The organism is Kitasatospora sp. NPDC023120, assembly GCF_055560835.1.
The window spans coordinates 21453-38451 of the sequence record NZ_JBVHHY010000027.1; the positions used below are offsets into that span (position 1 = coordinate 21453).

Consider the following 16999-nt stretch of genomic DNA (forward strand, 5'->3'; position numbering starts at 1 on the left):
GAAGCTAGTCGCGCAGCGATCCCCGCCCCGGGCTGCCCGGAGGCTTCCCCACGTGCGCGTCGCCCACCGGTCTTCTCCGGTCGGGACCCCCATGGCAAGAGGACGTGTTCAGTCGTGAAGGTCGGCATCCCCCGCGAGGTCAAGAACCACGAGTACCGCGTGGCCATCACGCCCGCCGGCGTGCATGAGCTGGTCCGCAACGGACACGAGGTCTACATCGAGGACAACGCCGGTCTCGGCTCCTCGATCCCCAACGAGGAGTACGTGGCCGCCGGCGCCACCATCCTCCCCACCGCCGACGAGGTGTGGGCGACCGCGGACCTGCTGCTGAAGGTCAAGGAGCCCATCGCCTCCGAGTACCACCGGCTGCGCAAGGGCCAGACCGTCTTCACGTACCTGCACCTGGCGGCCGACCGGGCCGGCACCGACGCGCTGATCGCCTCGGGCACCACCGCCATCGCGTACGAGACCGTGCAGCTGGGCAACGGCGCGCTGCCGCTGCTCGCCCCGATGTCCGAGGTCGCGGGCCGCCTGGCCCCGCAGGTCGGCTCGTACCACCTGATGCGTCCGGCCGGCGGCCGCGGCGTGCTGCCCGGCGGCGTGCCCGGCACCCACCCGGCCAAGGCCGTCGTCATCGGCGGTGGCGTCTCCGGCTGGCACGCGGCCACCATCGCCATCGGCATGGGCTACGACGTGACCCTGCTCGACCGCGACATCAACAAGCTGCGCGAGGCCGACCGCATCTTCGGCACGAAGATCAAGGCCATCATGTCCAACTCCTTCGAGCTGGAGAAGGCCGTCCTCGACGCCGACCTGGTCATCGGCGCCGTGCTGATCCCGGGCGCCAAGGCCCCGAAGCTCGTCACCAACGAGCTGGTCTCCCGCATGAAGCCGGGCTCCGTGCTCGTCGACATCGCCATCGACCAGGGCGGCTGCTTCGAGGACTCGCACCCGACCACGCACGACGACCCGACCTTCCAGGTCCACAACTCGGTCTTCTACTGCGTGGCCAACATGCCGGGCGCCGTCCCGAACACCTCCACCTACGCGCTGACGAACGCCACGCTGCCGTACGTCATCGAGCTGGCGAACCGCGGTTGGAAGGAGGCGCTGCGCCGTGACCCGGCGCTCGCCAAGGGCCTGAACGTGCACGAGGGCCAGATCACCTTCCCGGCCGTGGCCGAGGCCTTCGGCCTGGAGTCGGTCTCCCTGGAGAGCGTGCTCGCCTGAACCCCCTGACCGCACGGCGGTCGTTCGCCCTCGACCCGATGTCTTCGGGTCGGGGGCTTCGCCGTGCCCGTGAACAGCGGGGGGACCGGGTAGGTCGCTCTGTCGTCAATTTCCGTCGGTCGTATCACCCGCCCGGTCACCCTGCCGCAGAAACGTTGGGGTCAGAGACCCATTCAACCCTTGACAGCAGCCCGCCTGATGGTCGACACATCCTGCCGACTACCGTGGATTGTGTTGCTGCGAACGCCTTGAACGGCCTAGAGTCGCAAACCGTCGGCATGCTGCCACGCTGACGAATCGACATAGAGTCCTGGATGCCCAAGGAGGTAAGACGACTTGTGAATGAGTCGACAATTGCTCCCGGGGGTGGTCAGCCAGGACTGGCGGAGCACACCGCCGGCCAGCCGAGTGTGGAGCCCGGGGCCCGGCAGCCCTCCGTGGGTTCGGCCGAGGTCGGCTCGGTCGCACTCCGCACCTTCGAAGCACGCCAGAACACAGCACAGGTGACCACGGTGACCGATCACGACGCCGACTTGGCGGCCTACGGCCTGGCCTACGGCGAGTTCGCCTACGGCGCCTACGACGACCCGGACGCCGAGTACGAGCCGGACCCGGAGTACGCCGCCACGCTGGCCCCCGACGCCGCGCGCCAGCGCCGCGAGCGGGTCGGCCCGACCGGCCGTCCGCTGCCGTACTTCCCGATCCCCGCGCCCGTCGCCGAGCACGGCCCCGCCCAGATCATCGCCATGTGCAACCAGAAGGGCGGCGTCGGCAAGACCACGTCGACCATCAACCTGGGTGCGGCGCTGGCCGAGTACGGCCGCCGGGTGCTGCTCGTCGACTTCGACCCGCAGGGCGCGCTCTCGGTCGGCCTCGGCGTCAACCCGATGGAGCTCGACGTCACCGTCTACAACCTGCTCATGGAGCGGGGCCTGACGGCCGATGAGGTGCTGCTCAAGACGGCGGTCCCTGGGATGGACCTGCTGCCGTCCAACATCGACCTCTCCGCCGCCGAGGTACAGCTGGTCAGCGAGGTGGCCCGGGAGTCCGCGCTGGCGCGCGCCCTGAAGCCGCTGCTGCCCGACTACGACTACGTCATCATCGACTGCCAGCCCTCGCTGGGCCTGCTGACGGTCAATGCGCTGACGGCCGCTCACAGCGTGATCGTGCCGCTGGAGTGCGAGTTCTTCGCGCTGCGCGGTGTCGCGCTGCTGACCGAGACCATCGAGAAGGTGTGCGAGCGGCTCAACCCCGAGCTGCGCCTGGACGGCATCCTCGCGACCATGTACGACTCGCGCACCGTGCACAGCCGCGAGGTGCTGGCGCGGGTCGTCGAGGCGTTCGGCGAGCACGTCTTCCACACCGTCATCGGGCGGACCGTGCGCTTCCCGGAGACCACCGTCGCCGGCGAGCCCATCACCACGTACGCCACCAACTCGGTCGGTGCCGCCGCCTACCGCCAGCTCGCCAGGGAGGTGCTCGACCGGTGCCGCCCCGCCGAGTGAGTCTCCCGGGTGCCGACGAGCTGTTCCGGACCACGGGAGGGATGGCGCTGTCGCCCTCCCTCGCGCCGCGTCCGGCCGCCGAGGCATCCAGACCGGAGACCGCGCGGACCGTCAAGGGCCAGGACGGCGCCGAGGGCGCCGAGGGCGCCGAGTCCGGCCGGAACGGTGCCCAGGGGGCCCCGGGCTCCGCGGGCTCCCAGGGTTCCCATGGCTCCTACGGCTCCCCTGGCGACCGACAGCTGACGCCGGAGCAGCAGGCGTCCGGCGCCGTGCCGGCGCCCGCGCAGCGGCCGGGCGGGGCCCAGGCCGCGCCGGGTGCTCCGGGGGCCGGGAAGACCGTGCCCGGCGGCCGAGGCGCCACCCCCGCTCCCGCGGCCCGCACGCACGCGGGCACGGCCGAGGAGCAGGCCGGTGCCGCCGGACGCGCCCGGCCGCGCAGCCGCGCACCGCGCCGGCCCAGCGGGCGCGAGCGGCACGACGAGAAGATCACCGTCTACGTGTCCGCCGAGGAGCTCATGGACCTGGAGCACACCCGGCTGGTGCTGCGCGGCGAGCACGGCCTGGCCGTGGACCGCGGCCGGATCGTCCGGGAGGCCATCGCGGTCGTCCTGGCGGACCTGGAGCAGCGTGGCGAGGCCTCCATCCTGGTCCGGCGCCTGCGCGGGCGGTAGGGCGGTCGGTCGGGCGCTGGCCGGCTGCGGTCGGTGGGCCCGGTGCCCGGTGGGGGGCCGGCAGGCCCGGTAGCGGGGCGCGCGAGGTGCCGAGAAGGTGCCGAGGGGCATGAGGCGGGCTCATGGGGCATGAGGCGGGCTCATGGGGCTCCTGCCCTGGGTTGAGGGGCATGAGGTCCTCTCATGAGGTCCACGCTTCGGTGCCGAGGGCATGAGGCGGGCTCATGAGGGCCGTGCCACGAGGAGAGGGCTGTTGGCCGGGTCCCGGCGGTCATGAGTCGGTCTCATGGCTGTGGCGGGCGCTGGAGGGCCGTTTCCGGGGCATTGGGCCGTCGCCCGGGGTTGCGGGGCGCCGAGGGCCTTCGCGTGGGGCTGGGGGCGTCGGCGGGCGGCGTGTCGGGGAGGCCCGGGGCGGGGCGGGCGGCGGGGACGGGTGAAGATGGACCGTCATGCCGAGCACCGCCGAACCAGCCGAAACCGCCGCGAGCGCGACCGATAACGGGTCGCGGGGCGGCTTCCGGGTACGGCTGGACAACTTCGAGGGCCCCTTCGACCTGCTGCTCAGCCTGATCGCCAAGCACAAGATGGACGTCACCGAGGTCGCGCTGGCGACCGTGACGGACGAGTTCATGGCGCACATCCGGGCGATGGGCCCGGACTGGGACCTGGACGCGGCGACCGAGTTCCTGGTGGTGGCCGCCACGCTGCTCGACCTCAAGGCCGCCCGGCTGCTGCCCGTGGCGGAGGTCGAGGACGCGGAGGACCTGGCCCTGCTGGAGGCCCGTGACCTGCTGTTCGCGCGGCTGCTGCAGTACCGGGCGTACAAGCGGGCGGCGGCACTGTTCGGTGAGCGCTGGGCCGCCGAGCTGCTGCGGCGCCCCAGGACCGTCGGGCTGGAGCCCCGCCACGCGGAGCTGCTGCCCGAGGTGGTCATCACCATCGGTCCGCAGCGGCTGGCCGAGCTGGCGGCGAAGGCGATGGAGCCCAAGCCGAAGCCGGTCGTGTCCGTGGACCACATCCACACCCCGCCGGTCAGCGTGCGGGAGCAGGCCGGGCTGGTGGTGGGGCTGCTCACCGAGCTGGGTGAGGCGTCGTTCCGGCAGCTGGTGGAGGACGCGCCGGACACCCTGGTGGTGGTCGCCCGCTTCCTGGCGCTGCTGGAGCTGTACCGGGAGCGGGTGCTCGCCTTCGAGCAGCCGGAGGCGCTCGGCGAGCTGCGGGTGCGCTGGGTGGCCGAGGAGGGCCGGGGCGCGGTCGAGGTGACGGACGAGTTCGACCGGCCGGCGGGAAAGGTCGCGGGACAGGTCGCGGGTGAGGCCCCGCACGAGGCGGAGGAGGACGAGCGGCGATGAGCGGCGGGAACGAGGGTGGGCGGCCGGTGCGGCGCCCGCTGGGGCTGCCGGGGCGCCCGCGGGCCGAGGAGTGGCTGGAGCCGGCCTTCGAGCTGCTGCCGGACCCGGTGGAGCCCCTGGAGCCCGCAGTGCCCCTGGAGCCCGGGGAGTCGGCGACGTCGGCGACGTCGGTGGTGCCCGTGGTGCACCAGAAGTCGGCTCCGTCGACTTCCGGCGCCGAGGAGCTGCCCGTCCGGGGCCTGCTGCCCGCCCCCGGGCCGTCGGCCGACGCCGGGCTGCGGGCCGAGCTGGAGGCGGTCCTGATGGTCGTCGACGAGCCGGTGCCGGAGGAGCGGCTGGCCGGGGTGCTGGAGCGCTCCCGGGCCGAGGTGGCCGCGGCGCTGCGCGAGCTGTCCGCCGAGTACACCCTCCAGGGCCGCGGTTTCGACCTGCGGCTGGTGGCCGGCGGCTGGCGGTTCTACAGTCGGGAGACCTGCTCAGCGGCCGTCGACCGCTTCCTCCTGGACGGCCAGCAGGCCCGGCTCACCCAGGCCGCGCTGGAGACCCTGGCGGTGGTCGCCTACCGGCAGCCGGTGTCCAGATCGCGGGTTTCCGCCGTCCGCGGTGTGAACTGTGACGGCGTGATGCGTACCCTGGTACAGCGAGGACTGGTGGAAGAGGCCGGATCCGAGCCCGAAACAGGTGCGATCCTGTATCGGACGACGAACTACTTCCTGGAACGGATGGGGCTCCGCGGCCTGGACGAGCTGCCGGAGCTCGCTCCCTTCCTGCCCGAGGTCGACGACGTGGAAGCGGAGTCCCTGGAGGGCACGATGATCGCGGAGGCGGTCGCCGCCGCTGCCATGCAGGCCGCGGACGGCAGTGGCGAGGCCGGTCGGGCCGGGCCCGATCGGTAGGGGGCGGTGAGGTCGGCCGAAACGACCGCACATCCCAGACGGAACGACGTACGGACACTTTGATGCGTAGCAGTGGCAACGGCAGGAACAGCAGCGGCGGCGGGAGCGGTCGCGGCGGACAGGGCGGGGGCCGGGGCGGCGGCTCCTACGGCGGCGGCAGCGGCAGCGGCCGCGGCGGCTCGGGCGCGCGCGGGGGTTCGTACGGCGGCGGGTCCTACGGGGGCGGCGGCGGTCGCGGCGGCTCGGGTTCGGGCTCGCGCGGCGGCTCCGGCTCCGGTTCGTACGGGCGGGACAGCCGTCGGGACGACCGGCGCGACGACCGCCGGTACCCGGACCGCCCGCTGCGGCCCGAGGAGCGCAAGTACGACCGCCCCGAGTACGGCGGCGGCCCCAACGCCACCCCCGCCCGCGGTGGCTTCGCCGGCCGGCGCCCCGGCCCGGCTCCGCGTCCGCGCCGTGAGGGCCAGGGCGCCCCGGGCGACCCGCGCCGCCAGCCGCAGCGCTCGCGCGAGCTGCAGGCCAAGATCGAGGACGCCGTCCTCGCCCGGCACGACAAGCCGGCCGTCAAGCTGCCCAAGACCTTCGGCGAGCCCGAGGGCGAGCGCCTGCAGAAGGTGCTGGCCCGGGCCGGCGTCGGCAGCCGGCGCGCCTGCGAGGAGCTGATCGAGCAGGGCCGGGTCGAGGTCAACGGCAAGCGGGTCACCGAGCAGGGCAAGCGGGTCGACCCGCAGAACGACGAGATCAAGGTGGACGGCCTGACCGTCGCCACCCAGTCGTACCTGTTCTTCGCGCTGAACAAGCCGGCCGGCGTGGTCTCCACCATGGAGGACCCCGACGGGCGGCAGTGCCTGGGCGACTACGTGACCAACCGGGAGACCCGGCTGTTCCACGTCGGCCGCCTGGACACCGAGACCGAGGGCATCATCCTGCTCACCAACCACGGCGAGCTGGCCCACCGCCTCACCCACCCCCGCTACGGCGTGACCAAGACCTACCTGGCCGCCATCCAGGGCCCGATCCCGCGCGACCTGGGCAAGCAGCTGGCCAAGGGTGTGGAGCTGGAGGACGGCTACGCGCGCGCCGACAGCTTCAAGGTGGTCTCCAACGTCGGCAAGAACTACCTGGTCGAGGTGACCCTGCACGAGGGTCGCAAGCACATCGTCCGCCGGATGCTGGCCGAGGTCGGCTTCCCGGTCGAGAAGCTGGTGCGCACCCACTTCGGCCCGATCGCCCTGGGCGACCAGAAGTCGGGCTGGCTGCGCCGTCTGACCAACCCGGAGGTCGGCCAGCTGATGCGCGAGGTCGGCCTGTAGGCCGTCCGCCGTCGCCTGCCCTGAGGGCCCCCGGTCCGCCGTGTGCGGCCGGGGGCCCTTCGCGGTCGTACGGGGTGCAGGGGCCGTGCGGGACGTACGGGATGTCCGGGTCCTGCGGACCGTGCGGGACGTCCGGGATGTGCGGGTCGTGTGAGCCGGGACGCAAGCGCTGGTCACGGCCTTGTCAGCGCCATGATCCGTGGCAGAGGATGGCCACCGGGCCACCACCCCGTCCGTGGCGGGACTGCGCCAGTGCGGGCACCGGTGGGCGGATCAGGGGCGAACAGGGGGAGACGGCGTCGTGTCCGATGCACCACTGGGGCGGGCCAGCGGACAGGCCCTCGGCACGCTGGGACTGGCCGAGCCGGACGGGCAGGTGTACGCGGCCCTGGTGGCCAACCCGCAGTCCACCGCGGAGGAGCTGGCGGAAAGCTGCGGCCTGACGCTGCAGCAGAGCGTGCGCGCCCTGGACCGGCTGGCGCAGCAGGGCATGGCGACCCGGGCACCGGTGGACCGGCAGCGTTTCCTGGCGGTCGCCCCGGACGTGGCGATCGGCACCCTGATCGGGCACCGGGAGTCCGAGCTGCGGCAGGCCCGGGCCGAGATGCACCGGCTGATGGACGCCTTCCGGGAGGCCTCGCGCTACACGGACCCGGCGCACTCGGTGGAGGTGCTGACCGGCGGCGAGGCGATAGCCCAGCGGCTCGAGCACATCACCGAGACCAGCCAGTACCAGGTGCGCGGCTTCGACCGTCCGCCGTACATCCAGGACCCGGTGGCGCCGATGCCGCTGCAGCGGCACCGGCTGCGCGAGGGCGTGAAGTTCCGGACGGTCTACGACCGGGAGGCGGTGGCCTGGCCGGGCCGGCTGGAGAAGAACATCCTGGTCGGGGTCGCGGACGGCGAGGAAGCGCGGGTCCGGCCGACGCTCCCGATGAAGATGATCATCTCGGACGACCGGATGGCGGTCATCCCGATCAGCGTCGGCGACAGCGTGCTGGACGCCGCCTACGTCATCCACCCCTCGGCGCTGCTCCAGGCGCTGGACACGCTGTTCGAGGCGGAGTGGGAGCGGGCCGTCCAGCTGCAGGCCGCGATCGGCACCGGGGACGCGTCGCCGGAACCGGAGGCCGACCACCGCAAGCTGCTGGGCCTGCTGGCCGCCGGGCTCACCGACGAGTCGATCGCCCGCTCGCTGGGCTGGAGCGCGCGGACCACCCAGCGGCGGCTGCAGAGCCTGATGCGCTCGCTGGGCGCCACCACCCGCTTCCAGGCCGGCATGGCGGCCCGGGAGCGGGGGTGGCTGTAACCCGCCGGGGGCTCAGCTCCAGGGGCTGAGGGAGGACCAGCGGCCGTCCGGGCCGCGCTCGACGCGCTGCAGGCCGACCACCGCGGAGCGGTTCAGCCGCCCGTAGATGTGCGGGAAGAGCACGCCTGGGGTGGCGCCGGGCGGCGGGGCACCGTGCGGGGCCTCCCACTTGACCATCGGCTCCACCAGCGACTCCTCGATCAGCAGCACCATCAGCGGGTCGGGGATGTCGGCGAAGAAGGCGTTGGCGACCGCGAGCGCCGTCTGCTCGTCCGCCGAGCAGTGGATGAACCCGTCGGTGAGCAGCGAGGCGGTGGCGTACGGACGGCCGGGGTCGGCCAGCCAGTCGTCCAGGGGGGCGAGGTGGAGGATCATGTCTCCTTTTCTACCCGTTGTCTCCGGTTTGGTCCTGATCGGTCGTCATCGGCGGGTGGTCGAGGGGGCCCGGGTGCGGGGTGCGGGGTGCGGGGTGCGGGGTGCGGGGTGCGGGGTCCGGGTTCCAGGGTTCGGGGCTTCGGGGTCCGGGGCTTCGGTGCCCGGGGCTTTGGCGCCCGAGGCCTCGGAGGCCGCTTTCAGAGCCCGGCGACCTTGGCGGAGGCGGAGATCTCGTACACCAGGGTGAGGGTGCGGCGGGCGCCCGGGCCGAGCGGGACGTCCCAGCGGACGATGCCCTCGGCGTCGAAGGCGTCCGGTGCCGGGGAGCACTCCTCCTTGCGCAGCCGGACCTCGACCGCCGACACCTCGGAGACCGGCACCCGCTCACGCACCGTCACGATCCGCTCGTCGTGCTCCTCCGGGCCGGAGAAGCGGGACAGGTGCAGCCGCACGGTGCGAGTGGTGGTCTGGCGCCCGGTGAGGCCGGCGGTGGCCTGGCGCTCCTCGGTCTCGCGGACCACCCGGTAGCCGTCCGAGCTGCCGAAGGAGAGCTCGGCGTCGGCACCGGTGGCGGTGAAACGCAGCTCCCCGCGCCCGGTGAAGCCGCTGCCGCGGACCAGCTCGACCGGGCCGGCCAGCAGCGGGTGCCCGGCCGCGTTGCGGAACCGGACCACCTGGGTGACCAGCGGGGACAGCTCCGGGGCGCAGGCGTACTCGCTGCTCCCCGGGCCGGTGAAGGCACCCAGCGGCACCCGGTGCGCCCGGCCGTCGGAGGGCACGGTGGCGGGGGCGGGCGCGGGCAGCACCCGGACCTCGCCGCCGTCGTCCACGCCCGGGACCTCGGAGGTCGGACCGAGCTCGCTGATCGCCTCCTCGCGCAGCTCGACCTCGACTGTGCGGCGCTCCTCGTCGGTGCGCTCGCGCAGCACCAGGACGTCCTCGGCGACGGCCGGCGGGTCGGTGGCGAGGGCGGAGCGGGCGGTGGAGAAGGTGAGCCTGGCGTTCGTCCAGTCCTCGCCGGTGCGCTGCCAGACCACCGCCTCCGACTCCAGGCGCAGGCTGCCGCCGTCCAGGGTCGCGCGGTAGGACGGGCGCCAGAGCGCGCAGGGCACCAAGTGGGAGACGGTCAGCTCGGCCGGACCGGGCTGCGCCGCCTCGACGGTCAGGTCCAGGTGGGCGGTCAGCTCGGCCGGGTCCTCCTCGGCCTCGTCCAGGGCGGTCAGGGCCTGTGAGCGTTCCTGCTCCAGGCGGCGCAGCCGGGAATGGGTGGCGCGCAGCTCCTCGCCGTAGCGCTCGCGCTCGGCGTCCACCCGGTCCAGCTCGCGGGACCAGCGGGTGCGTTCGAGCTCGCCGACGCCGGCTCCCTCGCCGATCTCGCGCAGCAGGTCGGCGGAGAGCTGGGCGAGCAGGGCCAGCCGGGCCTCCAGCCGGGCGCGGGTCTGGTCGGCCAGACGGCTCTCGGCGTCCAGCCGGTGCAGCCGGTGGCGCAGTTCGGAGTCGTCCGGGCCGGGCGGCAGCGGGGCGGGCGGCGCCCAGGTGCGCACCAGCCGGGCGTCCAGCACGCGGACGCCGGGGGTGGCGGACTCGGCGCGCAGAGTGCGGTCGACTGCGAGGGCGGTGAGCGGGCCGAGCCGCAGCCGCTGGACGCCCGCGGCCAGGTTGACCGTTGTGGTGCGCTCGACCTGGCTGCGGTCCTCCAGGCAGGTGACGGCGGTGACGGGGAGGGGCCCGGGCTCTGCGGGCATGTGTCCGGCGGTGTCTCCGGTCGTGGTCAGTTCCTCCGGGGTCATGGTCAGTTCCTCCGGTTTCCGCCGACGATGGCCTTTCCGGCCGGGATCTTGATCAGGTAGCCGCCGTCCAGTTCGGTGCTGCCGCCCGGCGGCAGGTCGACCCGCCAGAGCCGGGTGCTGGGCGGGCAGTCCGGCGTGGAGACGGCCGGGGCGTGCCAGTCGGACCGCTCCTCGATCCGGATCTCGGCGTCGGAGGTGACCGGCACGCGCTCGCGGACCTCCACCGTGACGGCGCGGCCGAGCCGGTTCGCGAGCCGGACGTGCACCCGGTGGTCGAGCACGGTGCTGTTGCCCTTCAGCATGCCCGTCGTGGACTCGCGCAGCTCGGTGCGGCGCGCCACCTCGATGCTCTCGGTGACGCCGGTGCCCAGGCGCCGCACGCCGCCGGGCGCCAGGGTGGGCAGGGCGGCGGTGAGCAGGAACTCGTCGTCCACGGTGACCTCGACCGGGCCCGCCAGGACGGCGCGGTCGGTGCGGTTGGCGAGCACCAGGGTCGCGTACACCTTCTCCTCGACAGCGGGGACGGTGACGTACTCGGGGCGGACGGTGAGCGGGATCTCGTCCACGGTGACGGTGTGCCAGGTGCCGTCGGACGGGATGTCGGCGGGGGCGGCGGCGTCGAAGCGGTGGTCGAAGGAGCCGGCCGACTGGCGTGGCGGGACGCCGTGGCGGGGGAGGGCGAGGCGGCGGATCTGCTCGCCCGGGTTGCCGCCGGGCAGGGTCCACTCCAGCTCCTCGCGCTCGAGCCGCTCGGGGCGGGGGTGCAGGGCGCCGCGCCGGGTGGTGGGCTCGTCGGGGCCGGCCAGGACGAGGTCGGGGTAGTCGAGCAGGGTGGCGTTCGGGGCGAGGCCGCGCGGCGGGGGCGGTGCGGCGGGGCTGCCCGCGCGTCGGCGGGCGCGGAGGGCCGGTGCCGCCTGCGCCGAAGGGAGGCCGCCCGGGGCCTGCGGGACCGGGGCCGCGGCGGGTGCCACGGGGGCGGGCGGCGGGGGGCCGCCGTAGCCGGCGAAGCCACCCGGGGCGGGCGGGGGCATCGGGGCGGACATCGGTGCGGGGGCCGGTGCGGTCGTCGGCGCGGGCGCCCGGGCGGGCGTCGGCTCGTCGGCGCTCAGGCTGCCGCCACCGCCGTACGGGCCGTAGGCCGCGGGCGGGGCGTCCTCCACGGCGGCGAAGGCCTCGGGACGGGGGCCGGTGGGGCGGGCGCCGCCGACCCGGGGACCGGCCGACCCGGGGCCGGCGAGGCGGGCGGCGCGCGGTGGGACCGGGGGCGGCACCGCGGTCCTGCGGCGGTCCTCGCCGCGGGCCCGGCGGAGCGGGGCGTCGGCGCCGGCCGCGTCGTAGCCGGTGAAGAGGTCGGAGAGGCCGGCCGGGGGTTCGCGCCAGCCGGAGGGCGGCGGGGTGGGCTGGCTGCGGCCGATCCGCAGCGACGCCAGCCGGGGCAGGTCGGTGCGGCGGTCGAGGTCGGCGGTGGAGAGGGCGAGGCGTACGCCCGTCCAGTCCTCGCCGGTGCGCTGGGCGACGCTCGCCCGCAGGACGAGCCGGCCGGCGTCGGAGCCGCTGCGGTAGGACAGGCGGTAGGCGGGCACCCAGCGGGCGGCAGGGACGCCGTACTCCAGCTCGAGGTCGAGGGTCTCGGGTTCGTGCGCTGGGGCGGCGCTGTCGGGGGTGGAGGTGGTGAGGGTGGTGCTGTCGGGGGTGGAGGTGGTGCTGTCGGGGGTGGTGAGGGTGAGCAGGACGGTGGCGGCGGTCGCGACCGGCTGGATCCGTTCGGCGGTGGACGCCCGCTCCAGCCGGTCGGCCGCCAACTCGCGCTCGTGGTCAGCGAGTTCGATCTCCTGGTTGAGCTGCTCGGCGCGCTCCTGGAGGTGGGTCAGTCGCTCGTCGACGAAGTCGGCGAGCTCCAGCCACGCCTCGGCGGGCGTGCGGCGCAGCGGATCCTCAGGCCGGTGCTGCGGTGGTACGGCGCGCAGGGCGGCGGTGTCGGCGATCGCGGCGAGGACCAGTCGGCGGCGCTCGGCGAGGGCGCTGCGGCGCTCGGTGACATCGTCCAACTCCCGTTGGAGCTCCGGGAGTTCCTCCGGCGTACGGAGCTCGGCGAGCTGCTCGAGCCGGGCCTCGGTGACCGCGGTGCCGGCCGGTCCGGCGAGCACCCGGGCGCGCAGCGAGCGGCCGTCCAGGGACGCGGGCAGGCCGGTCAGCCGCAGCCGCCCGCCGCGCGGGACCGGGACGGTGGCCCGGCGGCGGCACACCGCGCCCTCCGCGTACACCACCACGGAGTCCAGGACGGACGGGTGGGCCGGTACGGCCGGCGGTTTCGTCTGCCCCGCCCGGTCGCTGTGCTGATCGTCCATGCGCAACCCCTTCGTTCGCGTGTCGCCCGCCGCGTGGTGCTGGTCGGTGCCGCTCGTCTGCTCGTCTGCTCGTTCGCTGCGTTCGCTCGTCCGGGCTTTCCCCGGGCGGCCAGTCTGCCCGGCTTCGGTACGGGCGTCGCCGGATTTCCCGGGTGCGGCGTGTGCACTGGAGGGGACGGGGGCGGGGCCGTCGCGGTTGCCGGGCCCGGGGCTGTCCTTGTGGTCGCCGGTGGTCGTCGGTGGTCGCTGGGTGGCAGGTGGGGACTTCGGTGCGGCGGATGAGGGAGGATGGGGCGCGGGTGCTCCCGGACGGTCCCGGCACCTGTCGAGAATCGTGATGAGGAGAGCGACCCGCCATGCGCACTGCCGTCGTCGTCGGCACCGGACTGATCGGCACCTCCGCCGCGCTCGCCCTGACCGCCCGCGGCCTGACCGTCCACCTGGAGGACGCCGACCCGGACGCCGCCCGCACCGCCGCCTCGCTCGGCGCGGGCCTCGCCGAACCGGCCGACGGCCCGGTCGACCTGGCGATCATCGCCGTCCCGCCGGCCCTGGTCGGAAAGGTGCTCGCCGACTGCCAGCGCCGCAACCTGGCGCACTGGTACACGGACGTCGCCAGCGTGAAGGCCGGCCCCGGCAGCGAGATCGCCGCGCTCGGCTGCGACACCGTCCACTACATCGGCAGCCACCCGATGGCCGGCCGCGAGCGCTCCGGCCCGCTGGCCGCCCGCGCCGACATCTTCGAGGGCCGCCCCTGGGTGCTCACCCCGACCGCCGACACCGACACCGAGACGCTCAACGCCGCGCTGGAGCTGGTCGCGCTCTGCGGTGCGATGCCGATCGTGATGGACGCCGCCGAGCACGACCGGGCCGTCGCCCTCGTCTCGCACGCTCCGCAGCTGGTGGCCTCGCTGGTCGCGGCCCGGCTGGAGAACGCCGACGAGACCGCCATAAGGCTCTCCGGCCAGGGCGTGCGCGACGTCACCAGGATCGCCGCCTCCAACCCCGGCATGTGGGTCGACATCCTCGCCGCCAACGCGGGCGCCGTCGCCGACATCCTGGACGAGGTCGCCCTCGACCTCGGCCGCACCGTCAGCGCGCTGCGCGCCCTGGAGGCGACCGAGGAGGGCGAGCGCCGGGCGGGCGCGGCCGGGATCGAGGCGGTCATGCGGCGCGGGAACACCGGCCAGGCCCGGATCCCCGGCAAGCACGGCGCTCCTCCCACCCGGTACGAGACGGTGGCGGTCGTCCTCGGCGACCAGCCGGGCGAGCTGGGCCGGCTGTTCGGTGAGGTCGGCGACGCCGGGGTCAACATCGAGGACGTCGTCATCGAGCACTCGACCGGGCAGCAGGTCGGCTTCGTCCAACTGTCGGTGGCGCCGACGGCGGTCAAGCGACTGGTGAAGGCGCTGCGGACGAGCGGGTGGAACGTTCGGGACTGAGGCCCTCCGGGGATTGTTCGTGCGGGGTTCGTGCGGGGATTGTTCGTGAGGCGCTGTTCGTGAGGGCGGCGGGGCTCGGCGCGGGGGTGGGCGGGGCCCGGGTGGGCGGCGGAGTCCGTCCCGGCGGCGGTCCATTAACCTTGAGGGAGACAAATCCCCGGCCGTCCGCCTGCGCAGGCTTCGGCTCCCATGCTCAGAGAGAGGTTCGCCCAGTGGACACTGCCGACCGAGCGCACGTCCCGGTCGTCGTCGCCATCGACGGACCCTCCGGCTCCGGCAAGTCGACCGTCTCGCGGGCGGTCGCCGCCCGGCTGGGCCTGAGCTTCCTGGACACCGGCGCCATGTACCGGGCGATGACCTGGTGGATGCTGGCCAACGACGTCGACGTCGCCGACCCGGAGGCGGTCTCCGTCGCGTGCGGCAAGCCGGTGATCGTCTCGGGCACGGACGCCGACGGCCCCACCATCACGGTGGACGGTCAGGACGTCTCCGGCCCGATCCGCGGACCCGAGGTGACGGCGCAGGTCAGCGCCGTGGCCGCGGTGCCGGCGGTCCGAGCCCGGCTGGTGGAGCTGCAGCGCGGCTGCGCCGAGGTCGCCGAGCGCGGCATCGTCGCCGAGGGCCGGGACATGGGGACCGTGGTCTTCCCGGACGCCACCGTCAAGGTCTTCCTGACCGCCTCCGAGGAGGCCCGGGCCGCGCGCCGGGCCGCCGAGCTGCGCGCCAAGGGCGTGGACGAGGCGACCATCACCGCGATGGCCGCCGACCTCGCCCGCCGGGACGCCGCCGACTCCTCCCGGGAGACGGCCCCGCTGGCCCAGGCCGCGGACGCGGTCCTGGTGGACACCAGCGACCTCACGCTGGAGCAGGTGATCGACCGGATCGCCGCGCTGGTGGAGGAACGGGCCGGGCTGTCGTCGGTCTGACCGGCGGCTGCCGTCGGACGACTGCCGGCCGGGCTGCTGTCGGGCCGGCTGTGGTCGGTCCGGTTGTTGCAAGGTCCGGCTGTGGTCGGTCCGGTCGTTGCCGGGCCTGACCAGCACTGAGTGAACCGTGGGCCGTCGAGGCGCCGCGGAAACAACCATCGCGCTGCCCCGAGCGGGGCAGGTACGCACGGCACGCCCCTGGGAAGGGCCGGGCCGGGAAACGGAACAGACGAACATGACCGCAGAGCACTCCACCGCCGACCACGGCGGACTGGACGCCGCCGACTACGCCGAGTTCATGGCCCTCGCCGCCGAGGAGGGCTTCGACGTCGACGGCTTCGACGCCGTGGACGGCGCCGAGCACGTCCGGCTGCCGGTGCTGGCCGTGGTGGGCCGCCCGAACGTCGGCAAGTCGACCCTGGTGAACCGCATCATCGGCCGCCGCGAGGCCGTCGTCGAGGACAAGCCGGGCGTCACCCGCGACCGGGTCACCTACGAGGCCAGCTGGAACGGCCGCCGCTTCAAGGTGGTCGACACCGGCGGCTGGGAGATCGACGTCCTCGGCATCGACGCCATGGTGGCCGCCCAGGCCGAGCTGGGCATCGAGCAGGCCGACGCGGTGCTGTTCGTCGTGGACGCCACGGTCGGTGCCACCGACACCGACGAGGCGCTGATCAAGATCATCCGGCGGGCGGGCAAGCCGACCGTCCTGTGCGCCAACAAGGTCGACGGCCCGTCCACCGAGGCCGAGGCCGCCTACCTGTGGTCGCTGGGCCTGGGCGAGCCTTTCCCGGTCTCCGCCCTGCACGGCCGCGGCTCGGGCGACCTGCTGGACGCCGTCATGGACGCGCTGCCCGAGGCCCCGCCGCAGACCTTCGGCGACGCCGCCCCCGGCGGCCCGCGCCGGGTCGCGCTGATCGGCCGCCCGAACGTCGGCAAGTCCAGCCTGCTGAACAAGGTCGCCGGCGAGGAGCGGGTGGTCGTCAACGAGCTGGCCGGCACCACCCGCGACCCGGTCGACGAGATGATCGAACTCGGCGGCAAGACCTGGAAGTTCGTGGACACCGCCGGTATCCGCCGCCGGGTCCACCTGACGGCCGGCGCCGACTTCTACGCCTCGCTGCGCACCTCCGCCGCGCTGGAGAAGGCCGAGGTCGCGGTCGTCCTGATCGACGCCAGCGAGACCCTCGCCGAGCAGGACACCCGGATTATCTCCATGGCCGTCGAGGCCGGGCGCGCCGTCGTCATCGCCTACAACAAGTGGGACCAGCTGGACGAGGAGCGCCGCTACTACCTCGAGCGCGAGATCGAGCGCGACCTCGTCCAGGTGCAGTGGGCCCCGCGGGTCAACGTCTCGGCCAAGACCGGCCGGCACATGGAGAAGCTCGTCCCGGCGATCGAGACCGCGCTGGACGGCTGGGAGACCCGCATCCCGACCGCGCGCCTGAACGCCTTCCTCGGCGAGCTGGTGGCCGCGCACCCGCACCCGATCCGGGGCGGCAAGCAGCCGCGCATCCTGTTCGGCACCCAGGCGGGCACCCGTCCGCCGCGCTTCGTGCTCTTCGCCTCGGGCTTCCTGGAGGCCGGCTACCGGCGCTTCATCGAGCGCCGACTGCGTGAGGAGTTCGGGTTCGTGGGGACGCCGATCTCGATCTCGGTGCGGGTCCGGGAGAAGCGCAAGAAGAAGTAGTGGTCGGCAGTAGTCGGCAGTAAGGGGAGGGGAGCCGGGCGACCGGCTCACGGCCGGAGGGCCTCGTCACGGTGGTGGCGGGGTCCTTCGGCGTTTCTGTGCGCGGGGTGGGGCGGTGTGGGTGTCGGGCCGTGGGGCGGGGGGTGAGGGGG

General features: G+C 74.2%; 13 protein-coding genes. 10 read left to right on the forward strand and 3 right to left on the reverse strand.

Translation table 11 applies throughout. From position 1 onward, the window contains the following. Positions 1–114: 114 nt before the first annotated feature. The 7 genes from ald (at position 115) to ACZ3TI_RS32015 (ending at position 8276) form a co-directional block, all read left to right on the forward strand. Positions 115–1230 carry an alanine dehydrogenase gene (ald, locus tag ACZ3TI_RS31985; protein ID WP_030062543.1) on the forward strand — a complete coding sequence of 372 codons (1116 nt, stop codon included), beginning with the start codon at positions 115–117 and terminating at the stop codon, positions 1228–1230. A 437-nt stretch (positions 1231–1667) separates the two neighbouring features. Further along, complete coding sequence (locus ACZ3TI_RS31990; RefSeq protein WP_030245868.1) at positions 1668–2735, forward strand: ParA family protein; 1068 nt, start codon at positions 1668–1670, stop codon at positions 2733–2735. 41 nt (positions 2736–2776) lie between these two features. Next, on the forward strand, positions 2777–3406 hold the full coding sequence (locus tag ACZ3TI_RS31995) for a hypothetical protein (protein ID WP_465732402.1): 630 nt from the start codon (positions 2777–2779) through the stop codon (positions 3404–3406). Between the two features lie 449 nt (positions 3407–3855). Continuing rightward, positions 3856–4758, forward strand: a complete 903-nt coding sequence (locus ACZ3TI_RS32000) for a segregation and condensation protein A (RefSeq protein WP_465732404.1) — start codon at positions 3856–3858, stop codon at positions 4756–4758. A 302-nt stretch (positions 4759–5060) separates the two neighbouring features. Beyond that, a complete protein-coding gene (scpB, locus tag ACZ3TI_RS32005) occupies positions 5061–5654 on the forward strand; it encodes an SMC-Scp complex subunit ScpB (protein ID WP_465732531.1) in 594 nt (197 codons plus the stop codon). A gap of 62 nt (positions 5655–5716) precedes the next feature. After that, entirely contained in the window at positions 5717–6967 is a 1251-nt protein-coding gene (locus ACZ3TI_RS32010; RefSeq protein ID WP_465732406.1) for a pseudouridine synthase, read from the forward strand. A gap of 301 nt (positions 6968–7268) precedes the next feature. Next, a complete protein-coding gene (locus ACZ3TI_RS32015; protein WP_465732408.1) occupies positions 7269–8276 on the forward strand; it encodes a helix-turn-helix domain-containing protein in 1008 nt (335 codons plus the stop codon). A gap of 12 nt (positions 8277–8288) precedes the next feature. Here the strand turns inward: ACZ3TI_RS32015 and ACZ3TI_RS32020 are convergent, their stop codons facing one another. The 3 genes from ACZ3TI_RS32020 to ACZ3TI_RS32030 all read right to left on the reverse strand — a co-directional run bounded on the left by ACZ3TI_RS32020 (position 8289) and on the right by ACZ3TI_RS32030 (position 12789). Beyond that, the gene (locus tag ACZ3TI_RS32020) at positions 8289–8651 is read right to left on the reverse strand and encodes a DUF952 domain-containing protein (RefSeq protein WP_465732410.1); all 363 of its coding nucleotides are present in this window, start codon (positions 8649–8651) and stop codon (positions 8289–8291) included. Between the two features lie 197 nt (positions 8652–8848). Beyond that, the gene (locus ACZ3TI_RS32025; protein WP_465732412.1) at positions 8849–10441 is read right to left on the reverse strand and encodes a mucoidy inhibitor MuiA family protein; all 1593 of its coding nucleotides are present in this window, start codon (positions 10439–10441) and stop codon (positions 8849–8851) included. Between the two features lie 2 nt (positions 10442–10443). Then, positions 10444–12789 carry a DUF4139 domain-containing protein gene (locus ACZ3TI_RS32030; RefSeq protein ID WP_465732414.1) on the reverse strand — a complete coding sequence of 782 codons (2346 nt, stop codon included), beginning with the start codon at positions 12787–12789 and terminating at the stop codon, positions 10444–10446. Positions 12790–13145: 356 nt separating this feature from the next. On the opposite strand from ACZ3TI_RS32030, the gene ACZ3TI_RS32035 reads away from it, so the two are divergent. From ACZ3TI_RS32035 to der, 3 genes are all read left to right on the forward strand, one after another. Continuing rightward, complete coding sequence (locus ACZ3TI_RS32035; RefSeq protein ID WP_465732416.1) at positions 13146–14231, forward strand: prephenate dehydrogenase; 1086 nt, start codon at positions 13146–13148, stop codon at positions 14229–14231. A gap of 212 nt (positions 14232–14443) precedes the next feature. Beyond that, positions 14444–15157: a (d)CMP kinase gene (cmk, locus tag ACZ3TI_RS32040; protein WP_465732418.1), complete on the forward strand. Its 714-nt coding sequence runs from the start codon at positions 14444–14446 to the stop codon at positions 15155–15157. Positions 15158–15392: 235 nt separating this feature from the next. Next, positions 15393–16847 (forward strand): ribosome biogenesis GTPase Der, encoded by a 1455-nt coding sequence (gene der, locus ACZ3TI_RS32045; protein ID WP_465732420.1) that lies wholly within the window; start codon positions 15393–15395, stop codon positions 16845–16847. The last annotated feature ends 152 nt before the right edge of the window (positions 16848–16999 follow it).

Coding starts and splice junctions, on each gene's coding strand:
- ACZ3TI_RS31995 (WP_465732402.1), top strand. CDS start 2,777: ATGGCGCTGTCGCCCTCCCTCGCGCCGCGTCCGGCCGCCGAGGCATCC.
- ACZ3TI_RS32000 (WP_465732404.1), top strand. CDS start 3,856: ATGCCGAGCACCGCCGAACCAGCCGAAACCGCCGCGAGCGCGACCGAT.
- scpB (WP_465732531.1), top strand. CDS start 5,061: ATGGTCGTCGACGAGCCGGTGCCGGAGGAGCGGCTGGCCGGGGTGCTG.
- ACZ3TI_RS32010 (WP_465732406.1), top strand. CDS start 5,717: ATGCGTAGCAGTGGCAACGGCAGGAACAGCAGCGGCGGCGGGAGCGGT.
- ACZ3TI_RS32020 (WP_465732410.1), bottom strand. CDS start 8,651: ATGATCCTCCACCTCGCCCCCCTGGACGACTGGCTGGCCGACCCCGGC.
- ACZ3TI_RS32025 (WP_465732412.1), bottom strand. CDS start 10,441: ATGACCCCGGAGGAACTGACCACGACCGGAGACACCGCCGGACACATG.
- ACZ3TI_RS32030 (WP_465732414.1), bottom strand. CDS start 12,789: ATGGACGATCAGCACAGCGACCGGGCGGGGCAGACGAAACCGCCGGCC.
- ACZ3TI_RS32035 (WP_465732416.1), top strand. CDS start 13,146: ATGCGCACTGCCGTCGTCGTCGGCACCGGACTGATCGGCACCTCCGCC.
- der (WP_465732420.1), top strand. CDS start 15,393: ATGACCGCAGAGCACTCCACCGCCGACCACGGCGGACTGGACGCCGCC.